Here is an 18,268-nt window from a genome sequence, read left to right as displayed (position 1 = left end):
GCCGTAGCGATGGCAGACATGAAACAAGCGCCCGGCCGTCAGGCGGGGCGCTTGTCGAAATCAGCCGAACCGGCGGCCAGAGCCGGTGAAGGTGTAGTCATTGGCGATGATGCTCTCATCGACCGCCTCGTCCGAGGTCAGGTATTCGTATTCGCGTTCAAGCTGGCGATAGAGCCAGCGGGCGAGATCGCGCAGCGCCTCGGTGATGACGTCCTCGGCATCGGCGGTCATATCCTGCCAGGTCGGACTGTCGCGGGTGACGGAAATCGCCATGCAATATTCGTGGTGGTAGCGCCCCCGATGCGTTGCTTCGGCGCGAAGCTGGTAGAAATTCCGCCGCTGCACGGCCTGGAGGGCGTCAGCGATGCCGTGCAGCGTGGTATCCTGCGGTGCATAGGCCCGGATCGCGGCCGAGGCGTTCTTCCGGTAGGAATAGGAACCTTCGAAGCAGGCACCATCGCCTTGCGACCAGAAGCCCGAGAAGAAGATGCGCGGTTCCTGGCGCGACCCGCCACCCATGAGGCGGACGGTGCGGGTCTTGAAGTCGATGCCGAGGATCTCCGCGATCTGCCGGAAATCCTCATAAATGGCATCATACCACTCATAGTCGAAGCCGCCCTCGCGATACCAGGCACGGGCCTTGTCCTTCGCCTCGTCGGAAAGCTCGTTGAGCCGATAGACGGTGGTTTCGATGACTTCAGGCATAGGGGTCGCCTCCGTCCAGGACGATCTCCAACCAACTGCCACTGTAGATCCAATCCACCGTCTTGCCGGTGGCGAGATCGAGGACATGCGCGCCACCGCCAAAGGCGTTAACCCTGGCCTGCGAGCAGGTGGTTGCGTACTGGAAGCCCCATAAGCCGGTCAGGCCGAACGCGGCCGCGCAGCGCTTGACGAACTGGATCACATGCTCGGGATCGCCGGTCCCATCGTCGCGCATCCAGAGCTGGGTGCCGCCATGCTCGGGCTGGATCGACAGAAGAAATCCTTCCGAAGGAGGATCTTCGGCGGCGTTTTCCTCCGACAGCGCGTTGTAGAGGTCGAGCGCATGGGCGGCGTTTGCCGGGGTGCCTACGTCAAGCAGGCAGGAGAAATGCGTGAAATAGTTTGCCATCTCAGACTCCTGAAACGAGAAAGCCCGGCGCGAGGCCGGGCGAGGATGAAGGACGGTGACGCGGCTGGCCTCAGAGGCGGAATTGCATCACGCGCCATTGCGCTTCGGCATGGTGGCGCAGCATCTCGCGGTAGAAGTTTTTGCGCGCATCCCGCCTGCCCGGATCGTGCAGAGCGGTTCGAGCCAGCTTCCGACGCGCGGCGCGGATGACGGAGCGGTTGCCGTCCCAGACCCGGATGCCGAGGCGCAAATAGGTCGAATACATCGCGGCCTCCTAGACGTTGATGCGTTCGCAGAGGGCGTCGATCCGGTTGAGATCGAGGCCGGCATGCGCACCGTCATTGGTGAGGATGTCCCCGAGTGAGGGGTCGATGTCGCTGCGCGCAAGGGCAAGCTGAAGCAGCCGCAAGCCCGTCAACAAGGCATCGCGCTCCTGGGCGGTGACACCGATGGTCGAAAACGTCTCGATGGCCTCTCCGTCTGCCAGCAGGCGAACGCCACTGTGCTCGTCGATCTCGAAGTCGTCGAACTCTTGCGTATAGCCGGTGGCATGCCATTCGCCCTCGTAGTGGACACTTTGGGCGAGATCGCGAGCCGCATCGGGCGTCTCGGCCTCAAGGATGGTTTCATAATAGACGAAGGCGTCATGGCTTTTGCTGACGACAAATTTTGGCATGGGAAAACTCCATAGGACCGTGCCCGGCGAACCGCCGGGTCAAGGGGTGGAAATGGGAAAGGGTCACGCGGCCTGCGGCAGCCGCAGAAGCTCGGCGGCGGTCACGCGCCAGCAGGGATCGACCAGCCGCGCCTCGATCAGGCTGGCGCGAAAACGATGATCGCGGGCTGCCGCGTGATCGCCCCGGCCGGAGGCGGCGAAGGCCAGCCCGCGCAAGCGGCTGGCTTCGATGATGATGCGGCGGGCCTCCGCGTCGGAGGCGACGGGCTGTTGCCAGAGGACGATTCCGGCCCGGATCTCGCCGCCGAGAACCAGGCCGAGATCGCCGTCCTGAATGACGATGACACGTGGGCGAAAGCGCAACGTCTCGTCCGTGCCGACGTTGATATCGCCATGCGCGACGCGCTGGCTGGCGAGGATCATGGCTTCTTCGGCGGATGCGGATTGGCCGATGACGACCGTGCGGTCGAATTCATCGGCCTCGTCGAGGCCTTCGTAACCGGCGGTGCCGATGCAGGAGAGGCGCAGCGGCACCTTCTGCGCATGGCGCAGCCGAGGCAGCACCTCGCGCGTGATGATGTCGCCGATTGAGGTAAATCCGGGGTGGCGGGAAAGGGTCATGGGGCTTACTCCACGACGGGCGGCGGAAGCCTCTCTCCCGCCTGCAACCCGTCACGGCCAACCGGCCCGCCCTCTCACTCTCTTGTTGTCGGGGTGGATCAGCACCACGGTTCACGGCGTCCCGCCCAGGTTCGGGCGAGTCCCTCGCTGACGAGAATGTCTCCGACATCTCGGCCCTCGACGCGGATCACCGCCAGAGTCCGGCCATAGCGGTCAGTGCCTTGGCGCAAGATTTCCACCCGCCGGCCGTTCAGAAGCTCTGCCAGTCTGACCTTCGATTGCAGCGCGAGGCCGGATTCATACGCGCACGGCCCCTCGATCTCGGGGGCGTCGATGTTGAAGATCCGGACGGTCTCAGCTTGCCGCGTCGTGCTCAAGCGGATGGAATCGCCATCCCAGACCCGGATTTCGGCCGGTTCGCAGGATGCCGTGCAGAGCAGGACGGAAACGACAATATGGCTGAACATGGCGAATGGCTTTCATCTTGAAGGAGCGAAATCGGCATGATCACCGACGGTTCTTTCCTATGCGGGTCGAGATCGCAATGCAGATTGGCACGGAAGCGGCAATCGGCGGCAATTGACGGGAGAAGGCCCGACGGTGCCTGGGTGCCGGGCCGTCGGGTTGAGGCGCGTTCGCGCCTCAACTCCATGGATCGAGTTCCAGCTTCACCATCTCCTCGTCGCCGTCGAACTCGTCGGCGGGCATGGCGGCATGGGTTCCGTCCCCGGCCTGAAACACGACAATCGAGACCATCAGCGTGGAAGCGAGGCTGGCGGCGAAGGCGATGGCATCTGCATAGGACATGGGTTCCGGCTCCTGTCTTTGGAGGCGGGGGACCATCCCCCGCGCGACAGGCGCCCGAAGTGTCCGGCCGGATCTGCAATCACCCTCGCGCGTTCGGGCATGTGCCCCGAATCCGCGAGGGCGGCACGCTCGCGTAAGCCGACCCCTTGCGGGTTGATTGACGAAGAGACGACCGGACCAAGGTTCGCGAATGGAAGCGGGGGATGGTGCCTTGCCTCTGACGGGATGCCGGGAAACCATCGCAGTTGCCTTTCCGCGCCAGCCTCGTTTCCACGCTGATTTCCCCGATGTGTTTCAGGCCGGGGATGGAATCCGCTGTTCCGCAGCGAGAAGCTGACAGCACAATAGTGAAGCTGGACCTCGATCCATCGCTGCCTGTGCAGCGATACCCGACGGCCCGGTGACAAGTGCAAGGTGCGCGCCGTTCAGTTCCAGAGCCCATCCGCGATCTCGCGGACGATCATCGCGCGGGCATTCATCATCACATCGTCGCCGGAGGTGTCGATATGACCGTAGAATCGCGCCCGCGCGCCATGTGCGGTCCAGTCGGTATAACGGCAGTATTCGCGGGCATCGAGCCGGAAGGCGCGCATGTCCTCGGCCCAATGCGGCTTCGGCTCCACGACGACGGTGAGGCCACCGCGCGTTTCCTCCCAGGGAAGCGACCGCTCCGAGGGTGGATTGCGGCGGTCGTCGGCGAAGATTTCATCGACGGTGATCATGATGCGCCTCCTGTCTCGGGTTGCGAGAGGAAGCCGGTCGGGTTGCCTGGGTCCGGCGGCAGATATGCGTCATAGGGGTTGCCATCGGCGAGATGGCCGAACGGGGTGAAGACGTAATCCCCGGCCTCGCGGCCCACGGCGCACAGGACGTAGCGCACCTCGCGGGTTTCGGCGTCGAGGCACTCCATCAGCGCCAGATTGCCGTCACCGGCAGCGCGGAGCAGAGTGTTGAAATTCGTTCGGACGGGATCGGGAATAGCCATGATGTTCTCCTGAAACGAAAATGGCCCGCCGTCGAAGGACAGCGGGCCATGTGGATGGGGTTGCGATGATCACGCGGCGGCGCGACCCTCGATCGCATCGGCGCCAACCTCGTCGGCCGTGATCTCCTCAAGACGGGCGCGGCTGTATCCTTTTCTGGCCAGCCAGAGTTCGGCCGCCTCGCGGTCCTCGGCGAGGTGCAGCAGCTCGACGTTCTCCCCGACATCCTGCACGACGCGGACCTGACCGATCTTTGGGCGCTCGATCACCCGGAAGCTCAGATCGCTGTCGATGCCGTAGCTGCGCATGACGGTGATGAGGATGATGCCGCCTTCGCCGAAATCGCCCTCATGCACGGTGAAGGACGGCGGGGTCGTGTAGGTCAGGCGCTCGCGTCCCGGCTCCTTGCGCACGAGGCGACCGACCCCGTTGCGGGATTTCCAAGCGGCGAGTTTCTTCGTGAAGCGCGCGGGCGGCTTCGGTTGACCGTCGCTGTAGGCCACGAGCGAGCCGAGCGGCGCGATGTCGAAGATGAGGGAAGCAGACATGAATCTGGTCTCCTGAAACGAAAACGGCCCGGCGAGATGCCGGGCCTTGGGGTGGAAAGGGATGGAACACGGGGCGACGGAGGCCGCCCCGCAGATGGGTGTCACTCGGCGGCGACGAGAGCCACCGGACCGTCGGCGGCCTCTACCTCGTCCTCATCGTCACCGGCGAGGAAGTCCGGCAGCGCCACGCCGCCGTCGTCCTGATCTGTCGCACCATCCACGGCCTGCGCCTCCATGGCGGGGCGCAGCGGCTCCGGCAGCCAGCCGGTGTCGGCCAGGAGCCGTTCTGCCTCCTTTGCCATGTCGCCCTTCTTGAGATGCCCGATGAGATCGGCGGCACGATCGCCGGCGCCCTCGCGCACCGCTTCGAGGATGCGGGTCTTGGTTACGCGGCCCAGGTAGTTCTCGACCGTCGGCCTCCAGCCCGCTTCGACCAGATCGAGGCCGGTGGCCTGAGCCAACCGTTCGGCCTCGGCCATACGCCGGTCGAGACCGTGCTGCGAGATGCCGTTCCCCGAATAGGGGTTGGGCCGCTCGTAGAGCGCGTTGACGCCGAAGCTGACGCAATGTGCGAGCAGCGCCTGGCGGCTGGCATCGTCGAGGCCGTCGATCCAGTCCCAGAGCCGGTCGTCATCGCCGGAGGGAATGTCCCCCCGCCAGGCGTCCGCGCGTTCGTCGATCATCTTCGCGGCGGCGCTGTCCGCAAGCCCGGTCGCATCGGCCGGGAGGTAGATGTAACGCACCGCGGCGTAGAGGCTCGTCCCCGAGGTGGAGGTGCGCTCGAAGGTGTCGAGAACGAGCTTGTGCAGCAGGGCCGTCATGGCGACGTGCGGATTCTCGGCGAGCGCATTGCGCAGGGCGAGCGTTCGCCAGGCCGTCAGGTCGGTCACCAGCCGCTCGGGCAGCGGCTTGACGGCATCGTCCTCATCATCGTCGCCATCCGGGACCGGCTCGCCGCCGACGGTGATGACGGCACGCTGCACCGCATCGGGATCGGACGGGTCCGCAGACTCTCCGACATCCTCGCCGTCGACGGTCTCTGGTTGCTCGTCCTCGGGGCGGACATAGCCGCTGCTGACGATCGGCTCACCGTCGCGGCCGATGCTGACGAACACGCCGGCCCGCGCGATATCCTCCGGGGCGAAGGTGATGGGCCGGTTCTCGAAGGCTTCCAGTTCGGCCTCGATCTCCCCGAGCCGCTGATCGACCTCATCGGGAAGTTCCTCGGCTTCGGCATACTGCGCTTCAAGTTCGTCATATTCGTCGCGCAGCGCCTCGCGGGCGGCGCGCTCCCCGTCGGTCAGTTCCTGGGTCACGCCGACCAGCCTGCGGAGCCCGTTGGTGTAGCCGTAGGGAAGTTCAACTGCAGCGTCGATCCACTTCCAGCCCTGACCGGCGATCTCGTCGGCCACGACCCGCAGCTTCTCGTCGACCAGCCGGTCGAGGAGCGTGACGTCCTGCAACCAGCCGCCGTTCTCATCGGAGAAGAGATCGCGCAGCACCGGGCCGCCCGCTGCCTCATAGGCTTCGACACCGACGAAGAGGGCGCGCTTGTCGGCAGCGGGAACCGTGGTCTCGGTCAGCATGTTGCGGATCTGCCAGGGCTCCTTCTGCCACGACGTGCTGATGCGCTCCCAGACCTGCTGCTGGCGCTCGTGGTCGGGGTTGACGGTGAAGGCTTCCAGCATCGCCAGCGTCATCTCGTTCCGCGCATAGGCATCGTGCAGGGACGGCGCGACGGTCGCGAGGCGAAGACGCTGCATGATGTAGCGCGGCGTGGTCCGCCAGGCGTCGGCGATCTCCTCCTTGGACATGCCCATGTCGAACATGCGCTTGAACGCCTTGAACTGGTCGAGCGGATGCAGGGCGAGGCGCAGCAGGTTCTCGGCCAGCGAGTCGTCGACGGCCGAGGTCTTGGCCTCGGCCTTCTTGACGATGCAGGGGACGAGCCCGTCGCCCGGGAAGCGACCAGCCTCGACGAGGCGCGCGATGGACCTGTATCGGCGGCCGCCGGCCGGGGTCTCGAAATCGCCGGTCTCGTTGCCGTCGTCGTCGAGGATCGCGCGGACATTGAGGCCCTGCACGAGGTCTTCGCGCCGGTCGATGTCGTGGGTGAGTTCGTCCAGACCTGCCTCGACGTCGATCTCGCGGACATTGCTGTCCGACAGCCTGATCCGGTCGAACGGAATGTCGCGCGCCCGCGAGAAGACGATCATCGGGACAGTGGGCTTCTTCTTGGCAGCTTTTGCCATCGTGGTATCTCCGCGACGGGCGCCGAGAGCCTCTCTCTCGACCCTAAACCCGTCACGAAGCGAAGCGCCGCCCTCTCACTCTAGGAGGGCAGCGCCATCAAACCGGCACCGGACTATCGCGGAACCGCAAACCCGCTTCCGATCAGTCGGCCTCGGCGACCTCCTGCGCGGACGGGTAGTCCCGCCTGTCGAAGACAATTGCCGGGCCGTGATCCGCATGTTGAAGGGCGCCTTCCACGAACGAATGCTGCGGGTCGAACTGCTCGTAGAAGGCATCGACCGCAGCCTCTTCGTCTTCGGCTTCGACCTCCTGGACGAAGCAGACCCACATCGCCCGGCGCTGGCGGACGAAATAGCGGCTCAAGGCGGGGACGCACTCGAACACCTCGTTGATGTCGCCGTCCATCTCCGCGCTGTTGAACTGCTCGACGGCGTGATCGCGGTCCTCGGCATCGCAAAGCCAGGACTCGTTTTCGGAACCGTAACAGACGAGGTAGATTTTCAGGGGGTTCCGCGATTGCGTGGTGGTCATTAACCTTTCTCCATGACGGGCGGCCGCGAGCCTCTCTCGCAGCCTGCAACCCGTCACGAGGCGAAGCGCCGCCCTCTGACTCCAGAGGCACGGCGTCGCAGAACCGGAAAGCCGCAAAGCCGGAAATCCGGCTTTGCGATTGCGCGGGTTTCAGGCAGGTCACACTCCGCACATTCCCTCGCATTCGTTCGGCCAGAGGTCGAGCTGGCCGTGATCGGCCTCGGTCGACAGATCGGCCAGGTCGAGAGGGACAGCGGAGCGGTGAAGATAGATCTCGCCGCGAATGCCACGGAACCCGGTGCGAATGGCGGCATCGACTGACACGGCGTCGGTCCATGCCTCGGGATCATGGTCGCGCATGTGCCGCCAACGATCGTCGGAATGGAACGGGCAGCCGATGCAGGCGCTCTTGGGCGGCAGGGGATAGTCGTGCCGCTCCAGCCAGCGCAGGCAGTCGTTGCGGGTCATGCCCCGCTCGATCAGGGGCCAGCGATTGACCTGCCAGCTCTCGAACGAGGGCTTCATGCGCAGCGCCTCGTCGAGCGAAATGCCGATCCATTGCTCGACGACCGGAAATTTTGGGGAGCGCCGCCCGGCAATGCCGAGCAGTTCGCGCACCTTTCGCCGGATCGGCACGATCTTGTAGTCGCCGGTGTTAAGGTGACCTCCGATTGAATTGACAACAAAGTGGCTTAACTTCCTGTTCAAAAGCCATTTTTGTCCTGTTGACGATCTCTCACTGGCGCTCACCATCCGGCTTTATGGGATACCTCGCCCAACTGTTAACTTTTGAGGATCCTATGTTGATGCGCCAAATCGGCTCTGTCCCGAGCAAGTATGTTTCACCACCTCACCGCATTCGAACCATTGTCTTTGGAAGCGGCGAACGCATGCCGATGCTCGTCCGAGTGGATACGGGCATGCCTGAGTTCGACGCGTGTGTTTACGCCACGACGGTAGTGCGCCCCGGAAGCGGGTCCGCTGCCACCATCGAACAGGCGCTTCGCGGGGTTCAGTTCCTTCTGGCATTTACCGAGCTTCGTTCGATCGCACTTCAGGAAAGATTTATCGACGGCAGATTCCTTGATGCGCACGAGCTCGATGAACTGGTTGCAATGTCGCGTCGAACACTTCGCGGCGAACAAGGTAGGCAGGGAGCGCTATCAGCAAAGCCAATGCGAGACAGTGTGTCAGCCACCACGGCAAGTATCCGTCTTCATTACGCCAGAACCTACCTTGGCTGGCTGGGCGAGGTGACCTCCTCCCGGATAACCTCAACGCTCCAGCAGCGCATCCGTTACATGGAATTGCTTCAAGGCTTCCTTGATCGACTGAGCGCTCGCATACCTTCCGGTCGGGTGATGCTGGCGAGAATGAGCCTGGGCAGGGACGCCAAGGCTGAGTTGCTTCGTGTCATCGATCCTCAGTCGATCGACAATCCGTGGTCGAGTGAATTCCATCGCGATCGGAACCGTCTGCTTATTCTATGGGGTATTGGCACTGGTCTGCGTCGAGGTGAGCTGCTGGGTCTAAGGATCAAGGCGCTCAACTTTCGTAGCAACATGGCTGACATTGTGCGTCGGCAAGACGATGCCAGTGACCCTCGGAGACTCCAGCCCAACACCAAGACACGGGAACGAAGCATCGGCATAAGCGATGAACTTGCCTATATGACCCATGAACACATCGTCAGGCACCGCTCGAAACTTCGGGCGGCAAGAAAACACGACTTTCTGTTCGTGGCAGATGACGGGGCACCCCTGTCGTTGTCGTCCGTCACCAAGATCTTCCGCGGGCTTCGACTACACCATCCCCAGCTTGGGGACGATCTGTCATGCCATGTCCTGCGCCACAGTTGGAACGAAGACTTCTCGGAAATCGCGGACCGGGCGAAACTTTCAACCGAAGATGAGCGCCGCGCACGCAATCATGCGATGGGTTGGTCGGAAACATCGAGGAGCGCAGACGTCTATCTGACACGTCGAACCCGCCGTCTTGCCGCCGATGCTTCTATGAAAATCCAACGCCATGTGATCGGTGAAGGAGAAAAGGAATGAAGCTCGCGCCGTTACATGCGGCGAAAGCTGCCATCGAATCTATGTCCGGGGATCAGGTTCTCCACACGGTCGACGGACATGCTTTCATTCCGATGGATGATGTGTGGGTGGTAGCGACACCGTCAGGACCCGCTTCATTCAACTTCAACAATCTCCCCGGCGCTTCACCTGAGCTACGTCAGCAAATCAAAGACGTCTGCCGTGCGTTGCTGGTGTCGGCGGCACCATCCCGCGCGTCTCAGGCGCTGACCGCCTACCGGGTGCTGATCCGCTTCCTGGCCGAGGAAATGCCTGGGAGAGCCGTGGAGATGATCAGTCTCAGGGATGTCTTACGGTATGGGGCATCGTTGAAAGCCAAAGAGCTTTACAAATTGCGACGCCTGAAGGAGCACCTGTTGCTCTGGGTCGATCTCGGCATTGGCGGCCTCGATGATGATTTGCTCATCAGATTGCCCGACCTCGAGACCAAACACCACGAGGTCGGCGCCGCTGTCAGGACGCTGGATCCGGAAACCGGTCCTCTCACGGATATGGAATATGAAAACCTCCTCTCCGCCATCCGCAACGCCTTCACCGAAGGCAAACTTACTACCTCCAATTACACGCTGTTGATGCTGGCGATCACGCTTGGCGCGAGACCATTACAGCTCGCCATGCTGAAATGTGGTGACTTCACGGTCAGCGCTCGGCAGGATAACAGCAAGATCTTTATCTTGCAGGTTACCCGGATCAAGCAGGGCAAGGGCATTCGCCCGCGAACGATCTTCCGCCCGCGTGAACTTGCGCCTGCGCTCGGCACGCTCATTCAACAGCAGTGCGATGAGGCCCGAGAATGGGCAGTCGCGCATGATGTTGCTCCCGAAGTAGCTCCGATCTTCCTGTCGGACCGCAGCTCGATCAATATGGGCGACATCGGACTGCGCGGTCATCATTCGGGTAAGTCCATGGCTGAGAAGCTACGCAGACTGCTGAAGGACCTGGCCGTTACATCCCATAGAACCGGACGAAAGCTTCACTTGTTCCAGAGCCGGATCAGGCGCACCCTCGGCACGCGGGCTGCGGCCGAGGGACATTCCGCTTCCGTTATCGCCGATTTGCTAGACCATAGCTGGATCGACTCTAGCTTGATCTACGTCGAAACCCGTCCAGCGATGATGGAACGCATCGACAAGGCGCTTGCACTTCAACTGGCGCCTGTCGCCCAAGCATTCGCAGGGACGCTCGTAATGCGTCAGGATACCGACCGCGGAAGGATCATCCATACCGCCACGCGCTCACAACTCGAATCCGTCGGCACTTGTGGCAAACACGATTATTGCCGGCTTGCAGCACCACTAGCCTGCTACACGTGCACCTTCTTCAATCCATGGCTGGATGCGCCACACGAAAGCTTGTTGGATAGCTTGCTGCAAGAGAGGGAAATACTTGCAAACACGGCCGACCTGCGTATCGCGGCCGTCAACGATCTCACGATCCTCGCAGTGGCCGACCTGGTTAGGAAATGCGGTGAGATGGTCGGGAGGGCAACCAAATGACTATGCCCACTCCGTTAATCTCTCGATCACGTGTCGATGCGCAGGCCAACATTGCCGCCTTCATTACCCATTCAAGGGACGAGGTCGCGGCGTTCGACCCACACCTCGATTTTGATTCCGATTGCTGGGATATCACCGCCCATAGCTTCGCCAAAGGCGATCGACGCGTCCGACTGGGTCGCATTCATCTGTTCTTCGACAGGATTCCCGACGGCGGGGGAACAGACCCGATATCCAACGTACGAATGTTTGCGAAAGCGTATGTGCGGAGCCAGACCGCGCATCTTAGCAGCACTGTGGTGGTACGCGCGGTCAAAGCCTTCGAGGCCATTGGAACGGCGATGGAGAAGGCCGGGATAGATTCGCTCGCCGATTGTGACAGAGCCTGCTTCGATGCGGCCGTGAGCGAACTCATTGCCAACGGAGCTGTTGCGACCACAGACGCGGTCGGCCCTCGCCTCGGCCAGATTGCCCGGTTCCTAGACCGGAACCTGATGTGCGTCCATCCCATCGCTCGCTGGAGATATCCCAAACAGAGGGCCAGCACGAATGGCCGTGTCGGCGACGCTTTCGAAGCGCGAAAGCGCAGATCTCTACCGGATCCGGAGGCAATCGACGCGCTTGCACAAGCGTTCCAATTGGCATCGGACCCGCGCGACGTACTGACCACGTCGGTCGCAGCGATCCTTTGCTCTGCACCGGAACGGATCAACGAAGTTCTCGCCTTGCCTGTCAACTGCGAAGTCGACCAGACCGGCGACGATGGACGCGGGTATCTCGGATTGCGGTGGGCGGGCTCCAAAGGCTATGCCGATCATGTGAAGCTCATCCTGCCGGCCATGGCGGATGTCGTCCGTGAAGCCCTACGGAAAATCCATGCAATCACCGATCAGGCGCGGAGTGTCGCCCGATGGTACGAGAATAACCCAACGCGACTGTATCTGCCGGAAGGCCACGAACACCTGCGCGGCAAGGAGTTTGTTGAACTTGAGGAAATCGCCCCTTTGCTTGGATTGGCAAAGCCCACACGACCGGTCATACGATATTGGGTCAAGACCGCAGGTCTTCAGGTAACCAAGGTCCGACGGCAATCAGGCCAATTCGCCCAGGTCATCAGGTTCGCGGATCTGGAGAAACATCTCATTGGTCTATTGCCGACAGGCTTTCCGATAGCCGATAGCAAAACAGGTCTGAAATATGCTGATGCGCTGACGGCGATTCCATACGGACTGTTCCGGAATGGAGAACCGAGCCTCTGCATGATAGAGCCGCTCCGCTACCACCATATCGCCTACGCCCTCGGTCAAAACAACGAGGCCGGAAGCGTGACTGTCTTCCAGCGTGTGGGTCTAGATCCTGAACGCCGGCTTTCCATTCGAAGCCATCAGTTCCGGCACTGGTTGAATACTCTGGCGCAGGGGGCAAACCTGTCGCAGATAGACATCGCCAAATGGAGCGGCCGGCGCAGTCCCGATCAAAATGCGTTCTACGATCATGTGACAAGTGAGGAAATCGTCGAACAAATCCGCGCGAAAGTGGGCAATCACGCAAAAGCCATCGGGCCGCTCGCTGAAATCCCGAAACATCTGCCGGTCTCCCGAGAGGAATACGTCACAATGGCGGTTCCAACGGCACATACGACTCTCTATGGGTTTTGCATTCACGACTTTGCTGCTTCACCTTGCGAGATGTTCCGCAATTGCCTGGACTGCCGCGAGCATGTCTGCATCAAAGGTCTGCCGGACAGGATGGAGAGGATCGAACGCTCTCTGACGCTGGCGACTGCACATCTGGAGCAGGCCCAAGCCGCAGTCACAGATGGAGTCTATGGCGCTGAGGAATGGGTTGAGGTTCATGGCGCCACCGTCAAACGCCTCGCGCAACTCATTGCCATCCTGAAAGACCCCGGTGTCGAGGACGGCGCTGTAATCCAGTTGGGCAAGCAGGAAACCTATTCGCTCTCCGAGGGCGCCGCACATGATTATCTCAAGAGCATCGAGACGTCTGAATCTCGGGCTGATCCGTGCGCCTTGCAAACTGCCATGGAGTCCTTCGCATGAAACGCAGATCCCCAAACCTGGTCCCCGAACGTGTGGATGCAATCATTGAGATGATCCGCGCATGGGAAGGCCGCCTCACATGGCCGGCGTTGATTGCGTCAATCGCCGCGAAGTTCCACGCCAGTTATACCCGGCAAGCCCTGTTCAAGCATGATCGCATTCGTATTGCCTATGAAACGCATCGCAGCAGCCCGGATAGACACGCCGGAAATGGCAATCTTCGACCGGCCTCAGCAACCCTGAAAGCCGCGCTCGAACGGCTTCAACGGCTGGAGCGCGAGAACGCCGAACTGAAAAAACGCGAGCATGCTCTGCTCGAACAGTTCCATCGATGGGCGTATCATGCCAGCACTCGGGGCTTAACCGAAGAGTTTCTTGATCGTCCGCTTCCACCGCTTAACAGGCGAGGCAATTTAGCACGTTCCCGGAAATTGCCGGCAGCACGATCAATGTGAACGCTACAGCGTCCGGCGCTTCAAAGCAAACTGTGTGCTCCAGGTGCCCCTCATCCGCACCCGCCCGACCCTCTGCAACCCCGGCCAGCGCCGGGCCGGTCGGGTGCTACCGTTGGCGCGTGTCGAAACGTAAATAAACTTCAGAAGAAGGAAGCTTCGAAGCAGATGTTATTTACACTTCAATGGCCGAATCCAGCATAGCCGTTGTCCAAAGCATTGTTGACAAGCCAAAACCGTCGTTGTTTACATACCGTGTATCCCCATAAGACGTGCATTGGCGTCGGATCATACCGATCCCGACGCGATCGGTCTTCACGGTGCGGGAGCCGACGACGACGAGGTCGCCGTTCTCGTCCTCGTCATAGACGGGTAGCTCGGTCCCGGCGGGTGTGACGGTGCGCGTGAAGGCGGGAATCGAGGCCCATCGCTCGCCGCGTGCGCCGGCGATGAGGTCGGCGCGCAGATCCCCGGCCGAGACGATATGGACGGGGAACGGCAGGACATTGGGCGACCGCAGCCAGTCGAGATACTCATAGACCGCCTTCGGCTCCCAGCCGGTATCGGCGAAGACCGCGCAATCAGGCATGGGGCCGATCTCGCCATGCGCGGCCATCAGCGCCAGCGTGGTGGACTGGACGCCGGCGCCGAGGCTGAGGACGCGCAGCCGGATGTCGGCCGCCTGCGCGGGATCGGGAGCGAAGCCTGGAAAGGCGAGCGCACTCATCACGCCGCCTCCCGCTCGTCGTCGGCCGTGCCGATCCCGTCCACATCGGGCAGGAAGGACAGAATCCAGTCGGCGGCTTTGCTGGCCTGCGAGGCGGCGCGGACGATGGCGCGGTTGTCCTCACGCAGCACCTCCAGTTATCCGCAGCAGCCCATAATGCGAAGGAAGGCGGCCGCACCGCTGGAAATCCGCGGGGTTCCAGCTTCCGCGAGCGGGATTTGCTCAGCATTATTTTGTGCCGGACCTTTGCTGTCGTTTTGACAAGCAGAGGAATCAATAATGTTGAATGCTGATTACGAGCTCATCGCCGAGCTCAGAATTGTACTGACCAACCAACGATACAGCCCGGTGGTGATCGGCAACTACTGCGCCTATGCGCGCGGGTTCGTCGAATACCTTGCACAGCAGAACATCGATGTTGTGGAGGTGACCGAGACGCAGGTGGTTCATTACCTGCATCATGCGGTAGCGCTGTTCCGGAAGCGCCATGGTCGATCTCCGGGGCCATACTGGCACTCTATCCCGCGCTCCGGAATCCATGCCTTGCTGCGGCTTGCACAGGGCCAATGGCCGTCCCCGCCGAAAGCGACCTGCGCGGCCGACGCACTGCGCTTTGCCATCTGCGACGAGTACGAGACCTGGCTGCGCGAAGAACGAGGCCTTGCTACGGCCAGCATCGACGCGCTGATGTGGGAGGGCCGTAACTTTCTGGTCTGGCAGCTCGATCGGCACGGTCCCGACAGCCTGATGGCAATGACCGTCAGCGACATCGACCGTTACATGGACACGCGCAGCCCTCATCAGACGCGCCGGTCTGTGAAGGATGTGGCGGAGCGCCTTCGCTCGATGCTGCGCTATCTCCATCGAACAGGGCGCGTCGCCATCGATTTATCGCCGCATGTCATCGCCCCCTTGCTCTATGCGTATGAAGGGGTGCCATCGATCCTTACGCCCGATCAGGTCACGGCGGTTTTGCAGTCCTCGGGGGAGGATAAGACGCCGACGGGCCTGCGGGATCATGCCATCCTGCAATTGCTGGCGACCTATGGCTTGAGATCGGGCGAAATCTGCAACCTGCGGATCGAGGATATCGACTGGCGGGCGGAAGTGATCCGCATCAGGCACACCAAGACCCGGGCCAACTCATTCCTGCCATTGATGGCGCCGGTGGGTGAGGCCGTGCTCGCCTATCTGCAGACGGGGCGGCCTGTCACAAATGCTCGCGAGATCTTTGTCCGAACACGCGCGCCTTATCGTAAGCTCGGCATGCTGGCCAATATGGTGCGGCGGCGGCTTACGACTGCCGGGATCACGCCGGCTGGTAAAAGCGGCTCCCATATCTTCCGCCATGCACGCGCCGTCGAAATGCTGCGCGCCGCCGTGCCGCAGAAGGTGATCGGCGATCTGCTCGGGCATCGCTCTACGGAGTCCACAGCTCCCTATCTGAAGCTCGCCACCGAGGACCTTCGGGCCATCGCGCTCGACGTGCCGGGACGGGAGGTGCGGTCATGACGAACTGGCCCGACCCTGATCGCAAGCTGATCGCGCGGTACATTGCAGGCCTCAACCTGCGCACCACGCAGAGCCCCATCTACTACAAGCAGGCGCTCAACATCTTCCAGGATGTCGCCGAACGCCACGGCAAGCTCGACAAGGACATGCTGGTGGCATGGTTGCATGTGTCGCCTGGCCGGTGGGCCTCGACGACACGGCTGCACCGCACCCGGATTATCGACCGTTTCCTCGATCACCTTGAAGAAACCGGAGCGATCGAACGCAATCCCGTCGCCAGTCTGCGTGAGGCTTGCAATATCAAACAGTGCAAGCCGGTGTGGCGCGCGCTGGCCTCCAGCGATCCGGATCGCGCGCTTGCCGAACTATACCGACCCAGGCCATTCGGCAGTGTGCTGGGCAACATGATGGCTGAGCACGTCACATTGATGCGCAACCGGGGTTACAAATACACTGCGCAAGCGATGCGGCTATGGCGGCTCGACCGCTTTCTTCAGCTAAACCCGGAGCTTCAGGACCAGCCGCTCGAGGTGATGCTTGAACACTGGTCCGCGGCGAAAACGACGCGCAATCATCCCAACGAGTGCGAAAAGCTCCGACGGGTCCTCACGAAAATCCTGCGCCATCAGGACCCATCGATCCCGCCCCGCCGACCTGATCCGCGCCCAGAAAAGGAAGTGGCCAGACATTGGCGAAAACCGCATATTTACACACCGTCCGATGTGCTGCGTATGCTCGACATCGCCCGCTCTTACCCTTCACCTCGATCGCCGCTTCGTCCGTCGAGCATCTACACCATGCTGCTGCTCGCCTATTGCGCCGGTCTGCGGCGAAGCGAACTGGCTCGCCTCGATCTTGGTGACGTGGACTTCCAAGGCGGCACGATCACGATCCGCCAAACCAAGTTCTACAAGACCAGGATACTGCCGCTGCCCGACAGTGTGATGGTAGAACTTCGATCATATACGGAAGCGCGACGCCGCGCCGGTGGGTTCCTTGATCCGCGCTCCGGCCTGTTCTGGCACGAACAGCGTGGTGACCGCTATACGAAGCAGGCCGTCGCCTGGCTGCTGGTTGACGTCATACGCCGCGCCGGGCTGAAGCCGCCTCGGGGGCGAACTGGACCTCGCCTGCACGATCTGCGGCATTCGATGGTCGTGAACCGGATCCTCGAATGGTACGAGGCAGGCATCAATCCGCAGGATCGTCTGCCGTTCCTTGCGACCTATCTCGGCCATCGGGACATCAACTCGACCCTGGTCTACATCACCGTCACGCAGGACTTGCTGCATCACGCCAATGAGCGGTTCCGCGTGCTGGGCGCGCCATGCCTCAATATCGGGCAGGAGGTGCGGGCATGAGCAAGAACAATCAGTTCCCGTGGCTGATGCGCGCGTTCTTCTACGAGTGGCTGGTCGAGCAGCGCAATGCCTCCATCCATACGGTCCGGTCGTATCGCGATGCCTGGCGACTCTTCCTCCGGTTCGTCGCAAAGCGCTCAGGCAAGAAGGTGGCGATGATCACGCTGGCGGATCTAACCGCCGGAGAGGTCATTGCGTTCCTCGGTCACGCCGAACACGAACGCGGCGGCAAGATCGGCACGCGAAACTGCCGGCTTGCAGCGATACGCAGCTTCTTCAACTTCGTTGCAACCAAGGATCCCGGATCGATCGCCCAGTGCGTCGAAATCCTCAACATCCCGATTAAGCGCGGTCCGGTGTCGGAACCCTGCTATCTGGACCCGGCGGAAGTGACGGCTATCCTGGCTCAGCCTGATCGTTCGACACTCGAAGGTATGCGCGACCACGCCTTGCTCTCGTTCCTCTACAACAGCGGCGCGCGAATACAGGAAGCGCTCGATCTGTGCCCCGATGCGGTCCGGTTCGACAGTCCGAGCTGCGTGCGCCTCACCGGAAAGGGTCGAAAAGAACGCATCTGCCCGCTCTGGCCGGAAACCGTGATATTGTTGCAGAAGCTGCTCGAACGGCAACCACGGGCGCCAAACCAGAGGCTGTTCGTTAACCGCTATGGCGAACCGCTCAGCGCATCGGGGGTCCGGTTCAAGCTTGCCGCCTATGTGAAGGCAGCGGCCGAAACCTCACCAACCCTGCGCGACAAGCATGTGACGCCCCACGCCTTCCGGCATGCAACCGCCGTGCATCTCATATCGGCGGGCGTCGACGTCACGGTCATCCGTAGCTGGCTCGGTCATGTGAGCCTCGACACAACCAACCACTACGCCAGAGCCAACCTCGAAACAAAGCGCAAGGCATTGGAAAAGGTCGGTGCTCCCGAAACACCCACCCGCCAGCCCTCGTGGAAACGCGATACGAGCGTTCTCGCCTGGCTCGACACGCTCTGAAATAATGCGGAGGAAGGTGGCCCGAAACCC

Annotated in this window: 19 protein-coding genes and 3 pseudogenes; 7 read left to right on the top strand and 15 right to left on the bottom strand. The window is 61.8% G+C overall.

Going from position 1 to position 18,268, the window contains the following annotated elements; genetic code table 11:
- Positions 1-60 precede the first annotated feature (60 nt).
- From JZY08_RS22735 to JZY08_RS22675, 13 genes and pseudogenes are all read right to left on the bottom strand, one after another.
- Positions 61-705: an antitoxin of toxin-antitoxin stability system gene (locus JZY08_RS22735; RefSeq protein ID WP_216331767.1), complete on the bottom strand. Its 645-nt coding sequence runs from the start codon at positions 703-705 to the stop codon at positions 61-63.
- Positions 698-1,114 (bottom strand): hypothetical protein, encoded by a 417-nt coding sequence (locus JZY08_RS22730; RefSeq protein WP_109614952.1) that lies wholly within the window; start codon positions 1,112-1,114, stop codon positions 698-700. The genes JZY08_RS22735 and JZY08_RS22730 overlap by 8 nt, the downstream gene beginning before the upstream one ends.
- Positions 1,115-1,184: 70 nt before the next feature.
- Positions 1,185-1,379: a hypothetical protein gene (locus JZY08_RS22725; protein WP_109614951.1), complete on the bottom strand. Its 195-nt coding sequence runs from the start codon at positions 1,377-1,379 to the stop codon at positions 1,185-1,187.
- A 9-nt stretch (positions 1,380-1,388) separates the two neighbouring features.
- Complete coding sequence (locus tag JZY08_RS22720; RefSeq protein ID WP_109614950.1) at positions 1,389-1,790, bottom strand: hypothetical protein; 402 nt, start codon at positions 1,788-1,790, stop codon at positions 1,389-1,391.
- Between the two features lie 63 nt (positions 1,791-1,853).
- On the bottom strand, positions 1,854-2,411 hold the full coding sequence (locus tag JZY08_RS22715; protein ID WP_109614949.1) for a hypothetical protein: 558 nt from the start codon (positions 2,409-2,411) through the stop codon (positions 1,854-1,856).
- Between the two features lie 98 nt (positions 2,412-2,509).
- Positions 2,510-2,878: a thermonuclease family protein gene (locus JZY08_RS22710; protein ID WP_109614948.1), complete on the bottom strand. Its 369-nt coding sequence runs from the start codon at positions 2,876-2,878 to the stop codon at positions 2,510-2,512.
- A 175-nt stretch (positions 2,879-3,053) separates the two neighbouring features.
- Positions 3,054-3,218, bottom strand: coding sequence for a hypothetical protein (locus JZY08_RS22705; protein ID WP_170125248.1), 165 nt, complete (start codon positions 3,216-3,218; stop codon positions 3,054-3,056).
- A gap of 425 nt (positions 3,219-3,643) precedes the next feature.
- A complete protein-coding gene (locus JZY08_RS22700) occupies positions 3,644-3,940 on the bottom strand; it encodes a hypothetical protein (RefSeq protein ID WP_109614963.1) in 297 nt (98 codons plus the stop codon).
- Positions 3,937-4,203 (bottom strand): DUF6117 family protein, encoded by a 267-nt coding sequence (locus JZY08_RS22695; RefSeq protein WP_109614964.1) that lies wholly within the window; start codon positions 4,201-4,203, stop codon positions 3,937-3,939. The genes JZY08_RS22700 and JZY08_RS22695 overlap by 4 nt, the downstream gene beginning before the upstream one ends.
- A gap of 69 nt (positions 4,204-4,272) precedes the next feature.
- Positions 4,273-4,749 (bottom strand): hypothetical protein, encoded by a 477-nt coding sequence (locus JZY08_RS22690; RefSeq protein WP_109614965.1) that lies wholly within the window; start codon positions 4,747-4,749, stop codon positions 4,273-4,275.
- A gap of 101 nt (positions 4,750-4,850) precedes the next feature.
- Complete coding sequence (locus JZY08_RS22685) at positions 4,851-7,001, bottom strand: chromosome partitioning protein ParB (protein WP_109614966.1); 2,151 nt, start codon at positions 6,999-7,001, stop codon at positions 4,851-4,853.
- A 142-nt stretch (positions 7,002-7,143) separates the two neighbouring features.
- Positions 7,144-7,533, bottom strand: a complete 390-nt coding sequence (locus JZY08_RS22680) for a hypothetical protein (RefSeq protein WP_109614967.1) — start codon at positions 7,531-7,533, stop codon at positions 7,144-7,146.
- Between the two features lie 159 nt (positions 7,534-7,692).
- Positions 7,693-8,187: pseudogene (locus tag JZY08_RS22675) on the bottom strand (hypothetical protein); the annotation flags it as partial.
- A 146-nt stretch (positions 8,188-8,333) separates the two neighbouring features.
- Between JZY08_RS22675 and JZY08_RS22670 the strand changes: the two are divergent.
- The 4 genes from JZY08_RS22670 to JZY08_RS22655 are packed head-to-tail and all read left to right on the top strand — an operon-like array spanning position 8,334 to position 13,640.
- The gene (locus tag JZY08_RS22670; RefSeq protein ID WP_216331766.1) at positions 8,334-9,590 is read left to right on the top strand and encodes a tyrosine-type recombinase/integrase; all 1,257 of its coding nucleotides are present in this window, start codon (positions 8,334-8,336) and stop codon (positions 9,588-9,590) included.
- The gene (locus tag JZY08_RS22665; RefSeq protein ID WP_183901340.1) at positions 9,587-11,125 is read left to right on the top strand and encodes a site-specific integrase; all 1,539 of its coding nucleotides are present in this window, start codon (positions 9,587-9,589) and stop codon (positions 11,123-11,125) included. The genes JZY08_RS22670 and JZY08_RS22665 overlap by 4 nt, the downstream gene beginning before the upstream one ends.
- Entirely contained in the window at positions 11,122-13,185 is a 2,064-nt protein-coding gene (locus JZY08_RS22660) for a hypothetical protein (protein ID WP_216331765.1), read from the top strand. Before JZY08_RS22665 ends, JZY08_RS22660 begins: the two co-directional genes overlap by 4 nt.
- Positions 13,182-13,640: a hypothetical protein gene (locus JZY08_RS22655; RefSeq protein ID WP_183901338.1), complete on the top strand. Its 459-nt coding sequence runs from the start codon at positions 13,182-13,184 to the stop codon at positions 13,638-13,640. The genes JZY08_RS22660 and JZY08_RS22655 overlap by 4 nt, the downstream gene beginning before the upstream one ends.
- Before the next feature lie 265 nt (positions 13,641-13,905).
- On the opposite strand, the pseudogene JZY08_RS22650 reads toward JZY08_RS22655, so the two are convergent.
- Together JZY08_RS22650 and JZY08_RS22645 are read right to left on the bottom strand one after the other, a co-directional pair.
- Positions 13,906-14,364: pseudogene (locus JZY08_RS22650) on the bottom strand (hypothetical protein); the annotation flags it as partial.
- A pseudogene (locus JZY08_RS22645) lies at positions 14,364-14,501 on the bottom strand (antirestriction protein ArdC); the annotation flags it as partial. The pseudogenes JZY08_RS22645 and JZY08_RS22650, both read right to left, overlap by 1 nt.
- Before the next feature lie 142 nt (positions 14,502-14,643).
- Here JZY08_RS22645 and JZY08_RS22640 point away from each other — a divergent pair.
- From JZY08_RS22640 to JZY08_RS22630, 3 genes are read left to right on the top strand one after another with little or no spacing between them, the layout of a single operon-like run.
- Complete coding sequence (locus tag JZY08_RS22640) at positions 14,644-15,876, top strand: site-specific integrase (RefSeq protein ID WP_125302982.1); 1,233 nt, start codon at positions 14,644-14,646, stop codon at positions 15,874-15,876.
- Positions 15,873-17,237, top strand: a complete 1,365-nt coding sequence (locus JZY08_RS22635; protein ID WP_125302979.1) for a tyrosine-type recombinase/integrase — start codon at positions 15,873-15,875, stop codon at positions 17,235-17,237. The genes JZY08_RS22640 and JZY08_RS22635 overlap by 4 nt, the downstream gene beginning before the upstream one ends.
- Positions 17,234-18,238: a site-specific integrase gene (locus tag JZY08_RS22630; RefSeq protein ID WP_125302977.1), complete on the top strand. Its 1,005-nt coding sequence runs from the start codon at positions 17,234-17,236 to the stop codon at positions 18,236-18,238. The genes JZY08_RS22635 and JZY08_RS22630 overlap by 4 nt, the downstream gene beginning before the upstream one ends.
- The last annotated feature ends 30 nt before the right edge of the window (positions 18,239-18,268 follow it).

Origin of the sequence: Rhizobium sp. X9 (assembly GCF_018873185.1) — a bacterium.
GTDB classification, from domain to species: domain Bacteria; phylum Pseudomonadota; class Alphaproteobacteria; order Rhizobiales; family Rhizobiaceae; genus Agrobacterium; species Agrobacterium oryzihabitans.
Note: the sequence above shows the minus strand (reverse complement) of the source record. Positions and strands in the feature narration are given on the sequence as shown.

Bases quoted from the DNA above. Each gene is read 5' to 3' on its own strand.
- JZY08_RS22635 (WP_125302979.1), top strand. From the start codon at position 15,873: ATGACGAACTGGCCCGACCCTGATCGCAAGCTGATCGCGCGGTACATT.
- JZY08_RS22715 (WP_109614949.1), bottom strand. From the start codon at position 2,411: ATGACCCTTTCCCGCCACCCCGGATTTACCTCAATCGGCGACATCATC.
- JZY08_RS22725 (WP_109614951.1), bottom strand. From the start codon at position 1,379: ATGTATTCGACCTATTTGCGCCTCGGCATCCGGGTCTGGGACGGCAAC.
- JZY08_RS22685 (WP_109614966.1), bottom strand. From the start codon at position 7,001: ATGGCAAAAGCTGCCAAGAAGAAGCCCACTGTCCCGATGATCGTCTTC.
- JZY08_RS22735 (WP_216331767.1), bottom strand. From the start codon at position 705: ATGCCTGAAGTCATCGAAACCACCGTCTATCGGCTCAACGAGCTTTCC.
- JZY08_RS22695 (WP_109614964.1), bottom strand. From the start codon at position 4,203: ATGGCTATTCCCGATCCCGTCCGAACGAATTTCAACACTCTGCTCCGC.
- JZY08_RS22640 (WP_125302982.1), top strand. From the start codon at position 14,644: ATGTTGAATGCTGATTACGAGCTCATCGCCGAGCTCAGAATTGTACTG.
- JZY08_RS22710 (WP_109614948.1), bottom strand. From the start codon at position 2,878: ATGTTCAGCCATATTGTCGTTTCCGTCCTGCTCTGCACGGCATCCTGC.
- JZY08_RS22700 (WP_109614963.1), bottom strand. From the start codon at position 3,940: ATGATCACCGTCGATGAAATCTTCGCCGACGACCGCCGCAATCCACCC.
- JZY08_RS22655 (WP_183901338.1), top strand. From the start codon at position 13,182: ATGAAACGCAGATCCCCAAACCTGGTCCCCGAACGTGTGGATGCAATC.
- JZY08_RS22670 (WP_216331766.1), top strand. From the start codon at position 8,334: ATGTTGATGCGCCAAATCGGCTCTGTCCCGAGCAAGTATGTTTCACCA.
- JZY08_RS22660 (WP_216331765.1), top strand. From the start codon at position 11,122: ATGACTATGCCCACTCCGTTAATCTCTCGATCACGTGTCGATGCGCAG.
- JZY08_RS22705 (WP_170125248.1), bottom strand. From the start codon at position 3,218: ATGTCCTATGCAGATGCCATCGCCTTCGCCGCCAGCCTCGCTTCCACG.
- JZY08_RS22690 (WP_109614965.1), bottom strand. From the start codon at position 4,749: ATGTCTGCTTCCCTCATCTTCGACATCGCGCCGCTCGGCTCGCTCGTG.
- JZY08_RS22730 (WP_109614952.1), bottom strand. From the start codon at position 1,114: ATGGCAAACTATTTCACGCATTTCTCCTGCCTGCTTGACGTAGGCACC.
- JZY08_RS22680 (WP_109614967.1), bottom strand. From the start codon at position 7,533: ATGACCACCACGCAATCGCGGAACCCCCTGAAAATCTACCTCGTCTGT.
- JZY08_RS22630 (WP_125302977.1), top strand. From the start codon at position 17,234: ATGAGCAAGAACAATCAGTTCCCGTGGCTGATGCGCGCGTTCTTCTAC.
- JZY08_RS22665 (WP_183901340.1), top strand. From the start codon at position 9,587: ATGAAGCTCGCGCCGTTACATGCGGCGAAAGCTGCCATCGAATCTATG.
- JZY08_RS22720 (WP_109614950.1), bottom strand. From the start codon at position 1,790: ATGCCAAAATTTGTCGTCAGCAAAAGCCATGACGCCTTCGTCTATTAT.